The 17,512-nt window shown below is 57.8% G+C and carries 13 protein-coding genes; 5 read left to right on the top strand and 8 right to left on the bottom strand.

Annotated elements, in window-relative coordinates; all coding sequences use genetic code 11:
- Positions 1–91 precede the first annotated feature (91 nt).
- From zwf to ELR57_RS26065, 5 genes are all read left to right on the top strand, one after another.
- A complete protein-coding gene (gene zwf, locus ELR57_RS26085; protein WP_126962567.1) occupies positions 92–1,585 on the top strand; it encodes a glucose-6-phosphate dehydrogenase in 1,494 nt (497 codons plus the stop codon).
- 292 nt (positions 1,586–1,877) lie between these two features.
- Complete coding sequence (gene efeO, locus ELR57_RS26080; protein ID WP_192896623.1) at positions 1,878–2,747, top strand: iron uptake system protein EfeO; 870 nt, start codon at positions 1,878–1,880, stop codon at positions 2,745–2,747.
- 5 nt (positions 2,748–2,752) lie between these two features.
- Positions 2,753–4,078 (top strand): iron uptake transporter deferrochelatase/peroxidase subunit, encoded by a 1,326-nt coding sequence (efeB, locus tag ELR57_RS26075; protein ID WP_126962563.1) that lies wholly within the window; start codon positions 2,753–2,755, stop codon positions 4,076–4,078.
- A gap of 17 nt (positions 4,079–4,095) precedes the next feature.
- Positions 4,096–5,889, top strand: coding sequence for an FTR1 family iron permease (locus tag ELR57_RS26070; RefSeq protein ID WP_126962561.1), 1,794 nt, complete (start codon positions 4,096–4,098; stop codon positions 5,887–5,889).
- A 165-nt stretch (positions 5,890–6,054) separates the two neighbouring features.
- Positions 6,055–6,471, top strand: a complete 417-nt coding sequence (locus ELR57_RS26065) for a hypothetical protein (protein WP_126962559.1) — start codon at positions 6,055–6,057, stop codon at positions 6,469–6,471.
- Positions 6,472–6,623: 152 nt separating this feature from the next.
- Here ELR57_RS26065 and rhaS read toward each other — a convergent pair whose 3' ends face one another.
- The 8 genes from rhaS to ELR57_RS26025 all read right to left on the bottom strand — a co-directional run bounded on the left by rhaS (position 6,624) and on the right by ELR57_RS26025 (position 17,482).
- Entirely contained in the window at positions 6,624–7,697 is a 1,074-nt protein-coding gene (gene rhaS, locus ELR57_RS26060; RefSeq protein WP_126962557.1) for a rhamnose ABC transporter substrate-binding protein, read from the bottom strand.
- 72 nt (positions 7,698–7,769) lie between these two features.
- A complete protein-coding gene (locus ELR57_RS26055; protein ID WP_126962555.1) occupies positions 7,770–8,750 on the bottom strand; it encodes an ABC transporter permease in 981 nt (326 codons plus the stop codon).
- Positions 8,751–8,753: 3 nt separating this feature from the next.
- A complete protein-coding gene (locus tag ELR57_RS26050; RefSeq protein WP_126962553.1) occupies positions 8,754–9,824 on the bottom strand; it encodes an ABC transporter permease in 1,071 nt (356 codons plus the stop codon).
- 2 nt (positions 9,825–9,826) lie between these two features.
- Positions 9,827–11,353: a sugar ABC transporter ATP-binding protein gene (locus ELR57_RS26045; protein ID WP_126962551.1), complete on the bottom strand. Its 1,527-nt coding sequence runs from the start codon at positions 11,351–11,353 to the stop codon at positions 9,827–9,829.
- 241 nt (positions 11,354–11,594) lie between these two features.
- Positions 11,595–12,539: a chymotrypsin family serine protease gene (locus ELR57_RS26040; RefSeq protein ID WP_126962549.1), complete on the bottom strand. Its 945-nt coding sequence runs from the start codon at positions 12,537–12,539 to the stop codon at positions 11,595–11,597.
- A gap of 383 nt (positions 12,540–12,922) precedes the next feature.
- Complete coding sequence (locus ELR57_RS26035) at positions 12,923–14,581, bottom strand: response regulator transcription factor (protein ID WP_238162700.1); 1,659 nt, start codon at positions 14,579–14,581, stop codon at positions 12,923–12,925.
- The gene (locus ELR57_RS26030; protein WP_126962547.1) at positions 14,578–16,434 is read right to left on the bottom strand and encodes a sensor histidine kinase; all 1,857 of its coding nucleotides are present in this window, start codon (positions 16,432–16,434) and stop codon (positions 14,578–14,580) included. The genes ELR57_RS26035 and ELR57_RS26030 overlap by 4 nt, the downstream gene beginning before the upstream one ends.
- Complete coding sequence (locus tag ELR57_RS26025) at positions 16,424–17,482, bottom strand: autoinducer 2 ABC transporter substrate-binding protein (protein WP_238162699.1); 1,059 nt, start codon at positions 17,480–17,482, stop codon at positions 16,424–16,426. Before ELR57_RS26025 ends, ELR57_RS26030 begins: the two co-directional genes overlap by 11 nt.
- Positions 17,483–17,512: the final 30 nt, after the last annotated feature.

Raw genomic sequence — 17,512 nt, 5'->3', positions numbered from 1 at the left:
ATTATGGGATGAAATCCATTATCAATTATTTATAGAGAAAAGGCGCCGAGACGCGCCGTTATTGGATTGGACTTACTGGGAGGAATCACACGTGGAATCCATGACTTTCGTTCTATTCGGGGCTACCGGAGACCTGGCCAAGAGAAAAATCTACCCCGCCTTATATAATCTGTACCTCGACGGCAAGCTTCCCGACTCCTTCTCCGTCATCGGTCTTGGAAGAAAGGAGATCCCCGACGAGAAGTTCCGCGGCAACGTGGAGCAATCTCTTCGGCAGTTCTCCCGGCGTTCCCCGGAAGACCAGGAGGGCTTGAACGCGTTCTTGTCCTCCTTCCGTTATCATCCGCTGAACGTCTCCAACCCGGAGGATTACCGCAAGCTGCTGAGCGTCATCGAGGCGCGCGAGAAGGAACGCCGGCTTCCCGACAATCGCCTCTTCTACCTGTCGGTCGCGCCGGAATTCTTCGACACGATCGCGCTGCAGATCCAAGAGAGCGGACTAGGCGCTACGCAAGGCTGGAAACGGTTGATCATCGAGAAGCCGTTCGGCCATGACCTGGCGACCGCGCGCTCCTTGAACGAGAACCTGAATCGGGCTTTCGAGGAGGACGAGATCTTCCGGATCGACCATTACCTCGGCAAGACGATGGTTCAGAACCTAGAGACGCTCGTGCTCGCGAATCCGGTCATTCAAGCCGTATGGAACAAGGAGCACATCTCCAACGTTCAGATCACGGCGAGCGAGACCGTCGGAGTAGAAGAACGCGCCGCGTACTACGATCAATCCGGGGCGATTCGGGACATGTTCCAGAATCACTTGCTTCAAGTGCTGATGATGACGGCGATGCGTCAGCCCAGCCAGATCACGGCCAAGAACATTCGCGAGGAAAAGCGCAAGATCATCGAGGCGCTGCGTCCGGTCACGAAGGAAACGGTCGGGAAGAGCGTCATTCGGGGCCAGTATGCGGCCGGAGAGCTCGCGGGCAAGCCGGTCGTCGGATACCTGAACGAGCCGGGGATTGCCGAGGGCTCCCGGAACGACACCTTCGTCGCGGCTCGACTCTGGATCGACCACCCCGATTGGGAAGGCGTTCCTTTCTACTTGCGCACGGGCAAGCGGATGGCCGCCAAGTCGACCCGCATCGTCGTCGAATTCAAGAACCCGACCGAGGACCTGTATTCGGCGAAGAACGAGAAGACTTCCCCCAACCTGCTCATTATCGAGATCAACCCGAACGAGAAGATCAGCTTCCTGTTCAACGGCAAGAACTCGCGGAACGAAGGCCGCATCGAGCCGGTCGAGATGAACTTCTGGGCCGATCAAAGCGAGCTTCCGGAAGCCTATGAACGCCTGATCTCCGACGCCTTGAACGGCGACTCCACCTTCTTCGCCCACTGGAAAGAAGTCGAGCTCGCTTGGCAATGGGTGCAGCCCGTTCTCGAAGCCTTCGAGGAAGGCCTGCTGCCTCTCCATTCTTATGCGGCCGGATCGAACGGCCCGGAAGCATCGGACAAGCTCCTGCAGGAGAGCGGCCACGAATGGCGGCTCGATCCCCAAGTGCCGGAGCTGATCGGACAAGCCTGATTCCCAATCCTCGCGAGCATCGTCGGCTCAGTTTCATGAGCTAGCCGGATGCTCGCGGGGATTTTGTTTTGTCCGTTGTCTTCCTAATGCAGCTTGATACCATATCGGCAGCAACCCGCCCCGCAACCCGTTGAGTTATATCGCTAGAGTTCCAGTTACATAAAACCCTACTCTACGTTCTTTTGCAGTAACCGCCCATTTTAGTATTGACAATGATTCTCATTAACAATATCATTCGAATAGTGATATCATTCGGATGCTTTTGTTTTTATCTATCTATTTTTCTGGGGGAATTTCTGTGAAATGGACCGTACCCGCTTTGCTGCTGGCAGCGAGTCTGACAGCGACAGGCTGCAGCTCTAATAATGAAAATAACAAGGAAGCCAGCCCATCCGACTCGGCCGCGACGGCTCAAGCCTCCGCATCCGCCTCTTCGATCGACTGGGCTCCGATCGTGGATTCCTATCGCCAATTCTCGATCGAACAGGCCGACACCTTCATTACGGAGACGGAGAAGTTCGTCTCCGCCGTTAAATCCGGGGATATCAAGACCGCGAAGCAGCTGTACGCGCCAACCCGGATGTACTACGAGCGAATCGAACCGATCGCGGAAGCGCTTGGCGATCTCGATCCGAACATCGACGCGCGGGAGAACGATGTCGAGGAGAAGGACTGGCGCGGCTTCCACCGCCTCGAGAAAGCGCTGTGGGTAGACAACAGCACCGCTAACGCCGGCGAGTACGCCGACCGGCTCTTGGAAGACGCGAAGACGCTCCGCGCTTTGATGGAGACCGTCGACATCGAGCCGACGCTGCTCGTAACGGGAGCCGTGGAGCTGCTGAACGAAGTCTCCTCCTCGAAGGTAACGGGAGAGGAAGAGCGCTACTCCCGCACGGACCTCTACGACTTCGCCGCCAACATCGAAGGGGCGCGCAAGATTTACGAGCTTCTGCAGCCGGAACTGAACAAGAAGGATCCGGAGCTGGAAGCCGGCATCGGCAAGAGCTTCGCGGACCTGGAAGAGGCTCTGGCAGACTATAAGGTCGGAGACGGCTACGCTCCTTATACCGACCTCAAGGAAGAGGATACGAAGAAGCTTAGCCGGCTGATCGACGCGCTGGCGGAGCCGCTGTCTCAAATGGGCGTCATTCTGGGGGCGTAAACATCATGAAGGATCGTACTCCTAATCAAGAACCCGTACATCCGCAACAGGATCATCAAGAAACGAATCTGCTGAACAAGCCGGTCAGCCGCAGGGAACTGCTGAAGATGGCCGGAATCGGGGGCGCTGGGCTTTTGCTCGGCGCCGCTGGCGTTGGCGCGCTGTTCCAAGGACGCATCTTCAATGAGGCCGCATCCGCTCCGAACGCTTCGCCCAAGAGCAACAAGGGAGAAGTCGTCGAGTTCTATGGGCGTCATCAAGCGGGGATTACGACGGCGACCCCCAACTTCATCCTGTTCGCCGCTTTCGACGTCGTGGGGGAGAGCCTCGACAAGGTGAGGGAGCTGTTCAAGGCATGGACGGCGGCGGCGGCCGCCATGAGCAGGGGCGAACCTGTCGGCGAGGAGAGCAGCAACGAGCATCTCCCTCCCAAAGACACCGGAGAAGCCGCCGGCCTGTCGCCTTCCAAGACGACCATCACCTTCGGAGTCGGTCCGTCCTTCTTCGATTCTCGATTCGGATTGAGCGGCAAGAAGCCGGCCGCTCTCGTGGATTTCCCCGCATTCGGCGGGGATGAGCTTAAGCCGGAATGGTGCGGCGGGGATATCGGCGTTCAGGTCTGTTCGGACGATATGCAGGTCGCCTTCCACGCTGTCCGTAATCTGTCTCGCATCGGCCGCGGCAAGGCGGTGCTGCGCTGGACGCAAGAAGGGTTCCAGCGCACAAGCGCTTCCGATCCGTCCGGCTCGACGCCTCGCAACCTGCTCGGTTTCAAGGACGGTACCGGCAATCCGGATACCTCTAACGACGCGACGATGAACGAAGTCGTATGGGCGCAGTCGGGAGACGGCGCCGACTGGATGGCCGGAGGAACCTATATGGCGGTGAGGCGAATTCGGATGCGCGTCGAGGTGTGGGACCGCTCGACGCTCTCCGATCAAGAGCGGACATTCGGGAGGCATCGGTCGAGCGGCGCTCCGCTCGGAAGCGCCAACGAGTTCGATAAAGTCGATCTGAACGCGAAGGACGCCAATGGCAAGCCCCTTATTCCGGTGAATTCCCATGTCGGCTTAGCCCGCGACGACTCGATGCGGATTCTGCGGCGCTCTTATTCTTACTCCAGCGGAATGGACGTCAAGACGGGACAATTGGACGCGGGCCTTCTCTTCATCTGCTTCAACCGCGACAGCCGCAAGCAGTTCATTCCCCTGCAGAAGAAGCTCGGCCAGCGCGATCTGCTGAATGAATATATCGTCCATAACGGAAGCGCGCACTTCGCCTGCTTCCCCGGCGCCCGCTCCGGCGGATATATCGGCGAAACCTTGTTCTAGAGAGGACTGATCCATACATGCGATACCGATATCTTCCGAACCGGCAGCGTGGCCTTCGACTGCTCGCTTTCTTCCTTCTGCTGGCTTCCCTTCTGCAAGGAACAGCCGCAGCGGCCGGCGAATCGCGGCAAGCGGAGGTCGACCGCCTGCTTCCGCTCGTAGGCTCCGCCTTGGTCGATGCCGGACAGCAGGAGTGGACGAAGGCGCTCGCTTCCGTTCAGGAAGCCGAGAACATCTGGAGCTCGCTGAACGCGGGCGGCACGGATGCGGCTGCGGACGTCAATTCCGCCATCGCTCAGGCCAATAAGGCTCTCACGGAAGCCGAATCCGACCCGGAGAAAGCGAAAGCGTCTTTATCCGCCCTCGCCAAGGCCTTCAATCAGTATGTGAAGAGCGCGAAGCAGGAAAGCGACGGCAAGGGCACGAGCGGAGCGGAAGCCGCCGCGGGCATGCTGCCCAAGGTAGAACAGCTGCAGGCCGCCGTAGAAGCCTCCTCCTGGGAGGAAGCCAAGACGGCTTTCGATTCCATCAACAGCAGCTGGAAGTCGATCGAATCGCCGATCCGCTCGGAGAATTCCGCGGTGTACGCCAAGCTCGAGACGGGCATGAGCATGATACGGATCGCTCTGCAAGCCGAACCCCCTCGGGCCGAACAGGCCGCCGAGGAGACCAAGGCGTTCAAGCAGTTGATTCAGGACTACAAGGACGGAGTCCTCGTCGCGGAGCCTGTCGCGAGCGGCGTTACCGTGGCCGACCTGATCGTCATTCTCGACAAGGCCTATCAGGATGTCGAAGCCGGACTGTACGATGAAGCCGACGGCCAGATGGCTTCCTTCATCGCCAAGTGGCCTTCTGCCGAAGGAGAAGTGCAGGTCCGGTCGGCTGCCGCTTATGACAAGATCGAGATTCAGATGGCTTCCGTCTCCGGGTACTTGCTCTCCAATCCGCCTCAACCCGAGCAGGCGGGGAAAGTGATCGACAGCATGCGAGCGCAGCTCCGGCCCATGGTCGACGAAGCCACCTACGACGCTTGGGACGCAGCCGTGATCCTGTTCCGGGAAGGCCTCGAAGCCATCCTCGTGCTGGCGGCGCTGCTCGCTTATCTGAGGAAAACCGGGAATGATTCCAAACGCGTCTGGATCTGGTCCGGCGTCTGGTCTGGCCTTGCTCTAAGCGGCGTTATGGCGGTCATTCTAACCTACGTCATCAAGCAGGCATCCTCGGGAAGCACGCGCGAGCTGATCGAAGGCATCACCGGCCTGGTGACGGTCGCGCTCATGATTACAGTCGGAAACTGGCTGCATAACAAGTCCAACCTGAACAACTGGAACCGTTACATCGACAACAAGATGGGCGACGCGCTCGCCCGCGGCAGCCTCTGGTCGCTGTTCGCCGTCTCGGGCCTGGCCGTGCTGCGCGAGGGCGCGGAGACGACGATTTTCTACGCGGGAATGGCCTCATCCATCTCGGCGTCGCAGTTGATCCTCGGGATCGGCGGCGCCTTGGCCGTGCTGATCGTGCTGGCTGTGCTGATCATCCGGTACGGCACAAGGCTGCCGATACGCCCGTTCTTCTTGACGGCTTCGATCCTTATCTATTATCTGGTTTTCCGGTTCGTGGGAGAGAGCATTCACTCGCTGCAGGTTGCGACGGCTGTTCCTTCGCATTATGAATCGAATCTTCCGACTCTCTCCTGGCTCGGCTTGTATCCGACTTGGGAGACGACGGTTCCCCAGCTCGTTATCCTGATCGTCGTCGTCGGGCTCTTCTTCTGGAAGCGTGCGGCCAAGGCGAGAACGGTTAGCGCGTAAAGGCAACCTTATCCGAGCTGCAAAGCAGCCCGTACGGAGGCGCTTGGCGACAAGCGAACTTCGGCGGGCTGTTTGCTTTTCTTTAGATCGGTTTAAGAAGCTATTAATCCGAATTTAAGATCGTATGGATATGCTTATCCCATCCCCATACGAGAAAAGGAAAGGTTGAACCTGATGAGAAATCCCGCCCAACGTTGGATCACCGTCTGTACGATCGCCCTCATGCTCGCCATGGGCAGCGGTTTAGCCACGGACAAAGCTGCGGCAAGCACAAGCAGCATGAATGCGAATAGAGCGTCTCCGAACGAAGACAGCTTCCTGGTCTCCCTCGGAGCGCAGGACGATGAAGAGGTTCGCGACGCCTTGAAGGAAGGCCATTCTTTGGCCGACATTGCCGCGGGAGCCGGCACGGACGTTCGCTCCGTCATCGAGCTGCAGATCAAACAGCTAACGGAACAGTTGAAGGAACGCTTGCGCAGCGGCAGCATCACCTGGGAGCAGTTCCTCGCCTACCGAGCGGAGATTCCCTCCTTGATCGAGTCGAGCGCTTACGAAGCGCATGAGCCGGCGATGGCGCGGTAAGCATGGCGATGCGAACGTCCTCCCCCTTTCGCGCGCCGTTCCTTGTCAGCCGCATGCAATAGCCGCACGCCCTCCCGGGACTACGCCCTTCGGAGAGCCATGCGGCCCTGACTTTATAAACTTTATGAGATTAGATAGAATCCGGCCCGATCTTAATATACGGCCTTCCATTCCGCGATGTTGCTGAAGTCGAACTTGAACGGATCGCCCAGCATGACTTGCGTGCCGTCGCCGTCGGCTACGATCTTCTTCTCGCCGAGCGTGCCGGCCGTGAACTTCTCGCCTACGGCGCCCGTAAGCTTGCCGTCGACAAGCGATTCCGCCGCATAGCCGGCCAGGTAGCCGACGTCGATCGGGTTCCAYAGGTACATCCAAGGGCTGACGCCGCTCTCGATGTACTCCGCCATCTCGCTCGGCAGGCCGAGMCCCGTCAGTTGAACCTTGCCCTTCAGGCCTTTGTCCGTCAGAACCTTGCCCGCGGCCGCGATGCCGACCGTCGTCGGAGCGATGATKCCCTTCAGGTTCGGATACGACTTCAGCAGAGCCTCGGTCTCGGATACGCTCTTGTCCCGCAGGTCGTCGCCGTAAGCGACCTTAACCAGCTTGATCTTGGCATACTTGCTGTCTTCGAGCTCCTTCTTCATCCACTCGATCCACGTGTTCTGGTTCGTCGCTTGGGAAGTCGCGCTCAGGATGGCGATCTCGCCTTCTCCGCCGATCATCTCGGATACGCCTTGGATCAGCGTGCGGCCGATGCGCTCCGGATCCGCTTGGTTGATATGAACCATGCGGCTCTTCGCGTTAACCGCCGAGTCGAGCGACAGCACCTTGATGCCGGCCTTCATGGCCTTCTGGAGAGCGGGCTGCAGAGCGTCCGGATCGTTGGCGACGATCGCGATGGAATCCACCTTCTGGGAGATCAGCTCTTCGATCATCTGGATCTGCGCTTCGGCCGTCGGCTGATCCGGTGCCTTCAGAATCGCTTCGTCCCCGTTCTCCTCAATCGCCTTCTTGAAGCCTTCCATCTGCTTCTCGCCGTAAGGGTTGCCCGTATTTTTGAAAATAATAGCGAACTTCTGCTTATCGCCGGTATTGCCGCTGGCCGCCGAGCTGCTCGGCTTGGCGTCGCCGCCGCTTGCCGCTTTATCGTTGTTATTGTTGCCGCAAGCCGCGAGCAGCGACATGGACAAGACCGCCGTCAATCCCAATGCCATTATCTTTTTCACTTTCTGTTTCCTCCCTTTTTGGCTCTCGATTGAGTGTATATACAGAACAGCCTGGGCTGTCTTGTATCGAAGCTATCGTTTGGAGCGAACGCGCTTGAGCTGCGGAACGGCCACGGCGAAAATAAGCAGGAGGCCGATGATGATCAGCAGCGTCTGAGCGGATACGTTGACGAGTCCCAAGCCGTAACGCAGGTAACCGATGAGGAAAATCGCGAGAATCGCGCCGATCATCCGTCCCTTGCCGCCCGAGGTGCTGATGCCCCCGAGGACGACCATCGCGATGACGTCGAGCTCATAGCCCGTCGCGATATTCGGCCGCGTGCTGCCCATTCGGGACGTCAGGAACAGGGCGGTCACGGCGGACATGAGTCCGGCCAGCGTGAACACGATGATCTTGACGCGGTCCGTCTGGATGCCCGAGAATCGGCTCGCCGTTATGTTGCTGCCCATCGCGTATACTTTTCGGCCGAACGTGGTCTTGTGAAGCAGGTACCAGAAGCCGACCGCGAAGACGGCGAAGACGATCAGGATAAACGGAATGCCTCCGACGTAGTCCCAGCCGAGGAAGTTGAACCAGTCCGGGAACTTGCCCGCCGCCTGATCCTTCAGCAGGATGTAGGCGATTCCGCGGTAGATGATCATGGTAGACAGGGTGACGATAACCGCGGATAGCTCCTTGAACTTCACGATCAAGAGTCCGTTGATGAAGCCGCACAAGGTGCCTACCGCGAGGCAGATGACCATGGCCAGCGGCATCGGGACACCGTGGTTGTACAGGTCCGCCATGATGACCGACGACAGGGCGACGATCGAGCCGACGGAGATATCGATGTCTCCCAGGATGATGATGAACACCATCGGCAGGACGATGAACGCTTTGTCGAGGAAGCTCATCGTGGCGTCGCGCAGGTTGTCGAAGTTCCAGTAGAACTCGGACAGATTGACGTTCATGATGGTCATCGCGACGAAGAGCAAGACCAGCATCCATTCCCATTGCATGAAGAATCCCTTGAGGGAGAATTCTTTCTTGTTCTCTAGCAATCTCGGTTCCATGGGTCAGATCCTCCTCCTCATCAGGTTGTTGCGGTCGATGCCGCGTTTGACCATGGCGTTAATGAGGACGGCGACCAGAATGATCATCCCTTGAATCCAGTTCTGCCAGAACGGCGAGACGTCGATCATCGGAAGCGCGTTGTTCAGAATGCCGAGCAGCACCGAGCCGAGGATGATCCCCGAGATCTTGCCGGAGCCGCCCGCGATGCTGACGCCGCCGAGCACGCAGGCCGCGATGACGCTAAGCTCGTAGCCGGAAGCCGTGTCGCCTTGGGCCGAAGCGAACTTCGCGACCCAGAGCACGCCGGCGAGGCCGGACAGGCCGCCCATGATCGTGTAGACGAGCCAGAGAATGCGGCCCGACTTGATGCCGCTGACCTCCGCGGATTCGGGGTTGCTGCCCACCGCGTAGATCTGTCTGCCCGTGCGGGTGTGGTTAACGAAGTAATAAGCGACGATATAGATGAGAATCGCGATAAAAATCAGGTTGTTGATGCCGAGCACCTTGCCCGTCGCGATCGCCTTGAAGCTCTCGGGCATCTGGTGGGCGCTGACCCACTTGCCTCCGCTCGCCTCGTAGGTCAAGCCGCGGAATACGTTCATCATCCCGAGCGTGGCGATGATCGGCAGGATGTTGATCTTGGAGACCAGGAAGCCCAGAACGGCTCCGCATGCGATGCCGATTCCGACGCCGAGCAGGACGGCGACGTAGGGGTTGAGGCCCGGGTATTCCTTCACCGTAAGCGCGGCGATCATCCCGGACAGGGCAAGGGTTGCCCCGATCGACAGGTCGATCCCCCGCGTGATGATGACGAGCATCATGCCGACGGCCAGAATGCTCAAGATCGCGGTGTTGGTCGCGATGTCGTTGAGGTTCTCCCAAGTGAGGAAGCTCGTATTCCGGAACTGTACGCCGACCGCTAGAATGACGATGAAGGCGAGCAAGCCGAGCTCCCGGAACTTCGCGATGCTGGCGCTAAGCGATTTCTTGGTGGCTGCGGCGGGTTGGCCGGAGCCGGTCGGCCCAGGCGATCCCGCAGGTACGACGACGGGTTGTCCTCCTCTGTTCTTCATGCTCATGCCCACCTTTGCTGATCTTGCTGCGGATCGGCGTCTGCCATCGAAGCTCTCAAGATCGCTTCCTGGCTGATGCCTTCCCGGTCCATGAATGCCGTGATGCGTCCCTCTCTCATGACGGCGACTCGATCGCACATGCCAATGATCTCCGGCATCTCGGAGGAGACGAGAATGATGCCGTATCCCGAGCAGGCGAGATCGCTGATGATCTCGTAGATCGCCGACTTCGCTCCGACATCGACGCCTTTGGTCGGTTCGTCGAGAATGAGAATGTCCAGGTCCGCCGTGAGCAGCTTCGCGAAGACGACCTTCTGCTGGTTGCCGCCCGACAGCGAGCTAGCCAGATCGAACACGCTTTTGGCTTTGACGCTCACTTTCTCGGCGAGACGCTTCGCCAGGTCCCATTCCTTGCGGGTGTTGATATGGCCTTTCTTGGACATCTTCTCCAGCGAAGAGAGAGTGATGTTGCGGCCGATCTCCCAGGAGAGCACGAGTCCTTGCTTCTGGCGGTCTTCCGGCAGGTAGCCGATGCCCTGCTTCATGGCGTGAAGCGGATTGCGCACGGCGAGCTCCTGTCCTTTGTAGAAGATCTTGCCTTTGTCGGCGCGCTCGGCGCCGAAGATCGCTTGGCACACTTCCGTCCGGCCCGCGCCGACGAGTCCGGTGAGGCCGAGAATCTCGCCCTTGCGAAGCGTGAAGCTGACGTCCGCGAAGTAGCCCGTCTTGCCCAGCCCCTCCACTCGCAGCAGCTCTTCTCCGATCTCGGCTTCTTTTTTGGGGAACAATTGCGTAATCTCGCGCCCGACCATCGCCACGATCAAGTCCGCGTTGCTGATCTCGTTCACGCCCCACGTCCCGATGTACTTGGAATCGCGGAACACCGTGACCTTGCTGGCCAGCCGGTACATATCCTCGAAGCGGTGGGAGATAAAAATTATCGAAGTGCCTTGGTCCCTCAGCTTCTCGGCAATGCGGTACAGCTCCTCGCTCTCGTTATTGGTAAGCGCCGCCGTCGGTTCGTCCATGATGATGATCCGCGCGTTCACCGACAGCGCCTTCGCGATCTCGACGATCTGCTGCTCCGCGACGCTTAGCGCTCCCATCAGCGTCTTCGGGCTGAAGCTTGCGCCAAGCTCCTTCAGAAGATTGCCCGCTTCCTCGTGCATCTCGCGCCAGAGCAGCCGCTTCGTTCCCTTCGCGATCTTCTCATGGCCCATAAAAATATTCTCGGTCACCGTCAGGTCCGGGTAGCACGTCACGTGCTGGTAGATCGCCGCGATCCCTGCCTTCTGCGCGTCCTTCGGATTGCGGAAGTTGACGGGCTGACCGTCAAGGTACATCTCCCCACCTTCGTCGGGAGCGTGCACCCCGGTGATCACTTTGATAAAAGTAGACTTGCCGGCTCCGTTCTCGCCCATGAGAGCATGAATCTCGCCCGGCTTCAGCTTGAAGTACACATCGTCCAGCGCCTTGACGCCTGGAAACGTCTTGGTGATTCCCTTGAGTTCAAGGATGAATTCGGACATTCCCGCTTCCTCCTTACCATCTTGCTTATCTGTTTTTGCTGCGCGCTTAAAATCCATGTATTTAAGATAGCGCTTACAGCCGGCGGGAAGAAGGAGACAGAATTCAGGTAGGGGGGAGAATCTTCGGGGGTTGGGGAGCTCGAGGGGCACGAAGCTGCGCCACGGTAGTGGCCGTGTTCGGCCCCGAGCCCCAGAAGCTGCCGTTCGTCGCGGCTTCAGATGGCTAATCGAGGAGCCTAGGTTATGCGAAAGACAACGGGCTTACCTGGAATGAAGACCTTTGCCGACGAGGATTTACTGGCTGATAGTAAACTTTATTGCTGACAGCTAGATTCGAGGTTCCGATCAGCATCGCATCGACACTTCCGCCATACTTGCGATTTGCGTATTCGGCCGAACCAACGACCCAAAAATCGCTTACGCCTTTTTCTGGCTGATATACGACATCATAGCCCGTCTCGCTATGGCAGTGGCCTGCCGTTACTACATAATAACTTGGATTTGAAGCGGTCGTTTTTGCCGAGAAACCCGCCGAACACAATAAATTGGACGTTTCGTCGTAAATTTGAACTCCGCCTTGAATGGGATAGACTTTGGTTGTCGTGTCGCCATCGTCTTGATAATCCGCCTCATCGACTTCCGTAAATCGGATCGTATCTCCGAACTTTTTAAATAGCGATTGCTCAACTTCGGGAGATCTATTTAATACGCCCACTTCAATATCGTTATGGATGATATCCGTATTTATCGATACGATATCCAGCCCCGTTTTATTTAGGGATTGGATGGAACGGAAAAGTTCATTGTGGACATTTTCCAGCTTCGTTTCGCTGTTTTTAACTTTTTTGAACACGACTTGTGCCGACTGCCCATAGGCTTTGGAGATAGTCTCTTTCGTTTCGTTCTTTAAGTCGCTAGTCACGTTGATCGTTACCTTTCCCCCCGCGCTTTGATCAATAAATAAGCCGCCGAATTCCGAATCGGATAACGATTCTTTGATTTGTTCTCTTATTTTGGGGAGATATGATTTTTGGTGAGCAAAGCGACTCTCGAGTTCGGCATTTTCGGTTGGCGATAAATAGAGCTCGCCGTCGATCGAACTCTTGCTTAAGATGGTTTGTTTTACATAATCTCTATCGGATCGAAGGCCGTATTGTTTTCTTTTTTCGATATTCTGATCTATCATATCTTCCGAGATTTCGTTCTCGGTACTTCCTTTTATGGGATTGGTTTTAATACCTTACACTTATAATGACACCCAAATGTTTACAAACGTTGCACGAATTGATCCCATTTTTTGGAGTCTATTATAAACTCCTGGATAGTAAAAAGTTCACATGGTTTGGAAGCCGGTAAATCCTCGTCCGCAAGGATAGTTGAACGATTCCATTAGAGATGAAGGGAAGGAAGAAAAATAAAAAACATTATACTTTCGATGATCCCGATATTTGGAATAATAGCGATTGGGCGAACCGCTTAGCACTATAAGCACTAAAGGGAAGGGTAAACCGAACCGGTCGGTTTACCCTTTGTTATCCCGAATGTATGCTTGCCTCAACCTCAGCCCATCTACCCTTGCTCCCTATACTTCGACGGAGACACGCCCGCCCAAGCCTTGAACAGCTTGCTGAAGTACTTCACGTCCTGGTAACCGACGGCGACCGAGATGCCCTGCAGCTTCGTCACCGGGTCGGCGAGAAGCTCGCGAGCCTTCTCCATGCGCTGCCGGGTCACGTGGTCGAGAACGGTCTCGCCGGTCTGCAGCTTGAAGTACTCGCAGAAGTACGTCGGGTTCATGTACACCTGATCGGCGATCCGCTTGATCGAGAGGTCGCCTCCGAGATTCTCTCGGATGAACGCCTTCGCTTGCTCGACCGGCTTGCGGCTGCCTTCCCGACGCGCTTCCTTGATCCCGTCCATGATCGCAGACATGCGCCTTCCCAACTCGGCCCGCATCTCGGATAGCTGGCCAACCTGATCGAGCGAGCGGCTGGCCGCTTCGACGGATTCCGCCGCTCCCTCCGTTCCGCTGCGATCCAGAGCCAGAATCTGAATGAGCAGATTCTGAGCCTTGCTGCGGATAACGGTAGGCGAGCCGGATCGCTCGAGCTCCGCGAAGTACTGCCGCAGGAGCGACTCCGCTTCGTCTTCACTGACGCTCGCGACCGCCTGGCGGATTCGCTGCGCGAGCTGCCCCAGCTCTCCTTCCGCGCGTGAAGCGCTGCCCGCAGCCCCAGCCCCAGCCCCGGAGGAAGCCTCCGTACCGGAGGCCGCCTCATGCTCCGCCGCGCGAAAAACACGGTTGCTCCCTTCCACCAACCGGTAATGCATGAGAGCGAGCGCGGTTCTCCTCGCATCCGGCAGCAGATACAGATCCTCGATCGGCTTCGCGATCGAGACCGAGACGGTGAACGGCATGTACGTGTGGATGGACAGCCTCACCTGCTCGGACAAGGCTGCGCCGGCCTGCTCCAGATCGACGTCGCGATTCCCGGACCCGATCAGGATCCAGAAGTCGGTGTTCCCTCCGCGCCAACTCCAGCCCAAGAGTCCCGTCTGACGCTCGTGATTGCCGACGACCTCGGCGATAATGTTCTCCAGCGCGAACGTGTACGCTTCCCAGTCCTTCGTCGTGTAGCCCCGCGACTTCACCGGCAGCGTATCCAGGCTGGCGTAGAGCAGCAGGTACTGCCCGCGCGGGAACTCTTCGACCCAATAGCCGAGCCGCTCGATGTCGATGCCTGCGGAAGTAATGTAGCTGAGAGTCTGGGTCTGCCGAGCCGGCTTCAGCTTCTCCGCCTGGCGCTCGGTCTCCTCCCTACGCCGCGAGTCGTTCCGCCCCTGGAGCATCTTCCCTCGCAGCTCCGACAGCCGCTCGCGGAATTGCTCCCGATCGACCGGCTTCAGCATGTAATCGACCGCGCCTTCCCGCAGCGCGGTCTGCAAGTATTCGAAGTCGTCATACCCGCTGATCAGCATCGGGTAGAACGAATAATGCCGCTTCGCCTCCTTGATCAGAGTTAAGCCGTCCATGACCGGCATCTTCACGTCGGTGATGAGCAGATCGACCGCGCCCTGCGAGCCATGAAGATAATCCAGCGCTTCCTTGCCGTCCGAGAGCGTGGCAACGACCTCCCACTCTTCGCCGCAAGAGAGCACCAGCCGCTCGATCCCCCTGCGAATCCTCGCCTCGTCATCTACGATGACCGTCCGTATTTTGTGCATCATCGTTCCCCCTCTCCCTCCAAACCCCCGGAGTCCGCCAGAGCTTCCGTTCCGTTCAACGCCGGGATCCGGACGATCACCTCGGTGCCCTTGCCATAGATGCTATGCAGCTGAATGCCGTATTCCGGCCCGTGCATGAGGACGATGCGGGCATTCACGTTGCTGAGCCCGAAGCCGGAATCCTTGTCGATGTGAGTATCCGACTTCAGCGCCTCCTCCAGCTCCAGCATTTTCTCCGCGGGGATTCCCGGTCCGTTGTCGCGGATGCGGTACACGACGTCCAGCTTGCCGGAGCGAAGGCTCATCTCCTTGCCGATCCCGATCTGGATATCCAGCGCCTTGTGCGTCTCCAGCCCGTGCTTGATGGCATTCTCGACGATCGGCTGCAGGATGAACTTCGGCGAATAGAGGTTCTCCCTCTCGATATCCGCCGCCAATTGAATGTCGAAGGTCAAGCGCTCCTCGAAGCGGTACTTCTGGATCGTCAGGAAGTCGCGAATGTGCTGCACTTCGTCGGCCAGCGGAACGGACTTCGCCTTGTTGCCGACCGAGAAGCGGAGCATCCGCCCCAGCAGCGTGACCATATCCACGACCGTATCCGTCTCCTGCTCTTCGACCGCCATGCTGATCGTCTCCAGCGTATTGTAGATAAAGTGCGGGTTGATCTGGGACTGCAGCGCGTAGAGCTCGGCTTCCTTCTGCCGAATCTCGATCCGGTAATTCGTCTGGATCAATTCTCTCGTCGTGGTAATCATGGAGTTGAAGCTTCTTGCCAGCGAACCGACCTCGTCGCGGCTCTGCAGGGAATGGTCCACCTGAAAATGCCCCATCTCCGCGTTCTTCATCAGCCGGCTAAGCCTCTTCAGCGGCCGGGTGATGTTCAGCGAGAAGACAACCGAGAGGACGGTCGTGACGAGAACGATCCCTAGGAAAACAAAGATCGTCACGTTGCGGACAAGGTCGGTTTTCTCCGTCAGATACTTCAGCGGAATGCTGTGAACGAACACCCAATCCAGCTGGGCGGACTCCGTCACGCTCACGAGCCGCTTCGGCCCGTCCCCCGTCGTACGGAAGCTTCCGTTCAGGATCGGGTAACGGTTAATGTCCGGATCGTACGTCCCGATTTTCTCCGGATCGGTATGGTACAGCCTCTCTCCCTTGCGGTTCATCACCCAGAGATCGGCCTTGTCGTTCTTCTCGAAATCATGCAGGATGCGATCGATAAAAGTCAGCTGGACCGCGATGAACATCGTTCCGAGAATCCGGCGATTGTCCGTATCCGCGATCTGCTTCATGATCAGGACATAAGGAACGTCGTTCGTGAACCTCAGGCTCGTCTCGCTCGGGAGAATGATCTTGGGCTTCTCCACCAGATTGTTCAATTCGTAACGGTACGGCGCGATCGCCTGGTCACGGTCGAACCCGGTGTACGCGATCTTGGAGCTCTGGAAGAAACGATTCTTCGACAGGAGGAAAACGGCCAGAACGTCCGGATTGCTTCCCCCGAGGTACGTGCGCGACATGTAGCTGTTGAGGCTGAAAATATCCTTGTTGAGGTCGGATACGCTTTGTTCTTCGTCTCTTCGCAGAATGGCGATCATATCGTCGGAGTTGAACAGCAGATCCGGCAGCGCGGACAGCTCCGAGATGCGCTGCTCGATGTTCGAGTTGGCCTGATAGAGGAAGCGGGGCATATACTCGCCGATCTGCTCCTCGATCGAACGGGTGAACTGGGCGTACGAGACATAGCCGAGCAGGGACATGGGAACGACCGTCAGCAGCAGGTAGGTCATGATCAGCTTGGAGCTCAGCCGGGAATTCCGAAGCTTCAAGCGCTCGCGCAGCCTAGAAATCATATTGATCCACATTGTCCTTCGTAAAATCGAGCGGAGCTCCCATGATGATCATATCCCCGTTTACCCGTATTTTGCCTACCTTCTCAACCATCTGATCGTCGTATGGAGTCTGCCCGAGCAGAAGGTTCTTTGCCAGCACGACCGTCAGATAACCGAGCTTCTTGGGACTCCACAGCGTAGCCGTCTGCGCGTAGCCCTCTTGCAGATAATCGCGCATCAGGTTCGGAGTCGAGAGGCCCACGACGCTGATCCTCCCCGCGGCATTCGCCTCCTTGACCGCCTGGGCGGCGGCCGGCGGCCCGACCGAAGCGTTGCCGACGATGCCCTTGAGGTTCGGATGGCTCTTCAGCAGCTCCTTCGCCGCTTCATAGGCTTTGTCGGGAGCGTCGTCGGTCGGCACGATCTCCACCAGCTTCATGTTCGGATAATATTGCTCCTGCTGCGCCTTCATCCACTTGATCCATTCGTTCTGGTTCGCGGCGCTCAGCGAGGCGGTCATGATCGCGAACTCGCCCTTCTCGTTCATGCTCCAAGCAAGGGTGTCGACCAGGTGGCGGCCCAACGTCTCGGGATCGACCATATTCACGTAGAACGCGCGCGCTTCCGGGTCGGTGTCGGCGTCCCAGGTGATGACTTGGATCCCCTGCTCCTTGGCTTCCTTCAGGACGGGGACCAGCGCCTTCGGATCGTTGGCGGATACGGCGATGGCGTCGACCTTCGCTTCCATCAATTCCCGGATTACCCCGATCTGTTCCTCGGGATCGGCGGAAGCCGGAACCTTGTACAGCAGCTCGACATCGATATCCCAAGCCGCCTCCTGCGCGCCTTGCTTCACGACGTCGAAGTAGGTGTTGCTCAGCTTGGGAACGACTCCTATCTTATAGTGCGGAGCCGGGCTGTTCGCCAGAGCGTCGTCCGCCGAAGCCGCCGGGGTCTCCATCTCATAGATCACTTTATACGAATCCGAGGATCCCTTACCGCAAGCGCTTACAAATACTAAAGCAAGCAGCAAACCGAGGATCGGGAACCGTCGCCTTCTCGTCAACACTTGCTCGCACCTCCAGCCTAGCAACTACTA

The sequence above is a fragment of the Cohnella sp. AR92 genome, from assembly GCF_003990975.1.
Lineage (GTDB): Bacteria > Bacillota > Bacilli > Paenibacillales > Paenibacillaceae > Cohnella.
This window is presented reverse-complemented; position numbering and strand designations above follow the sequence as displayed.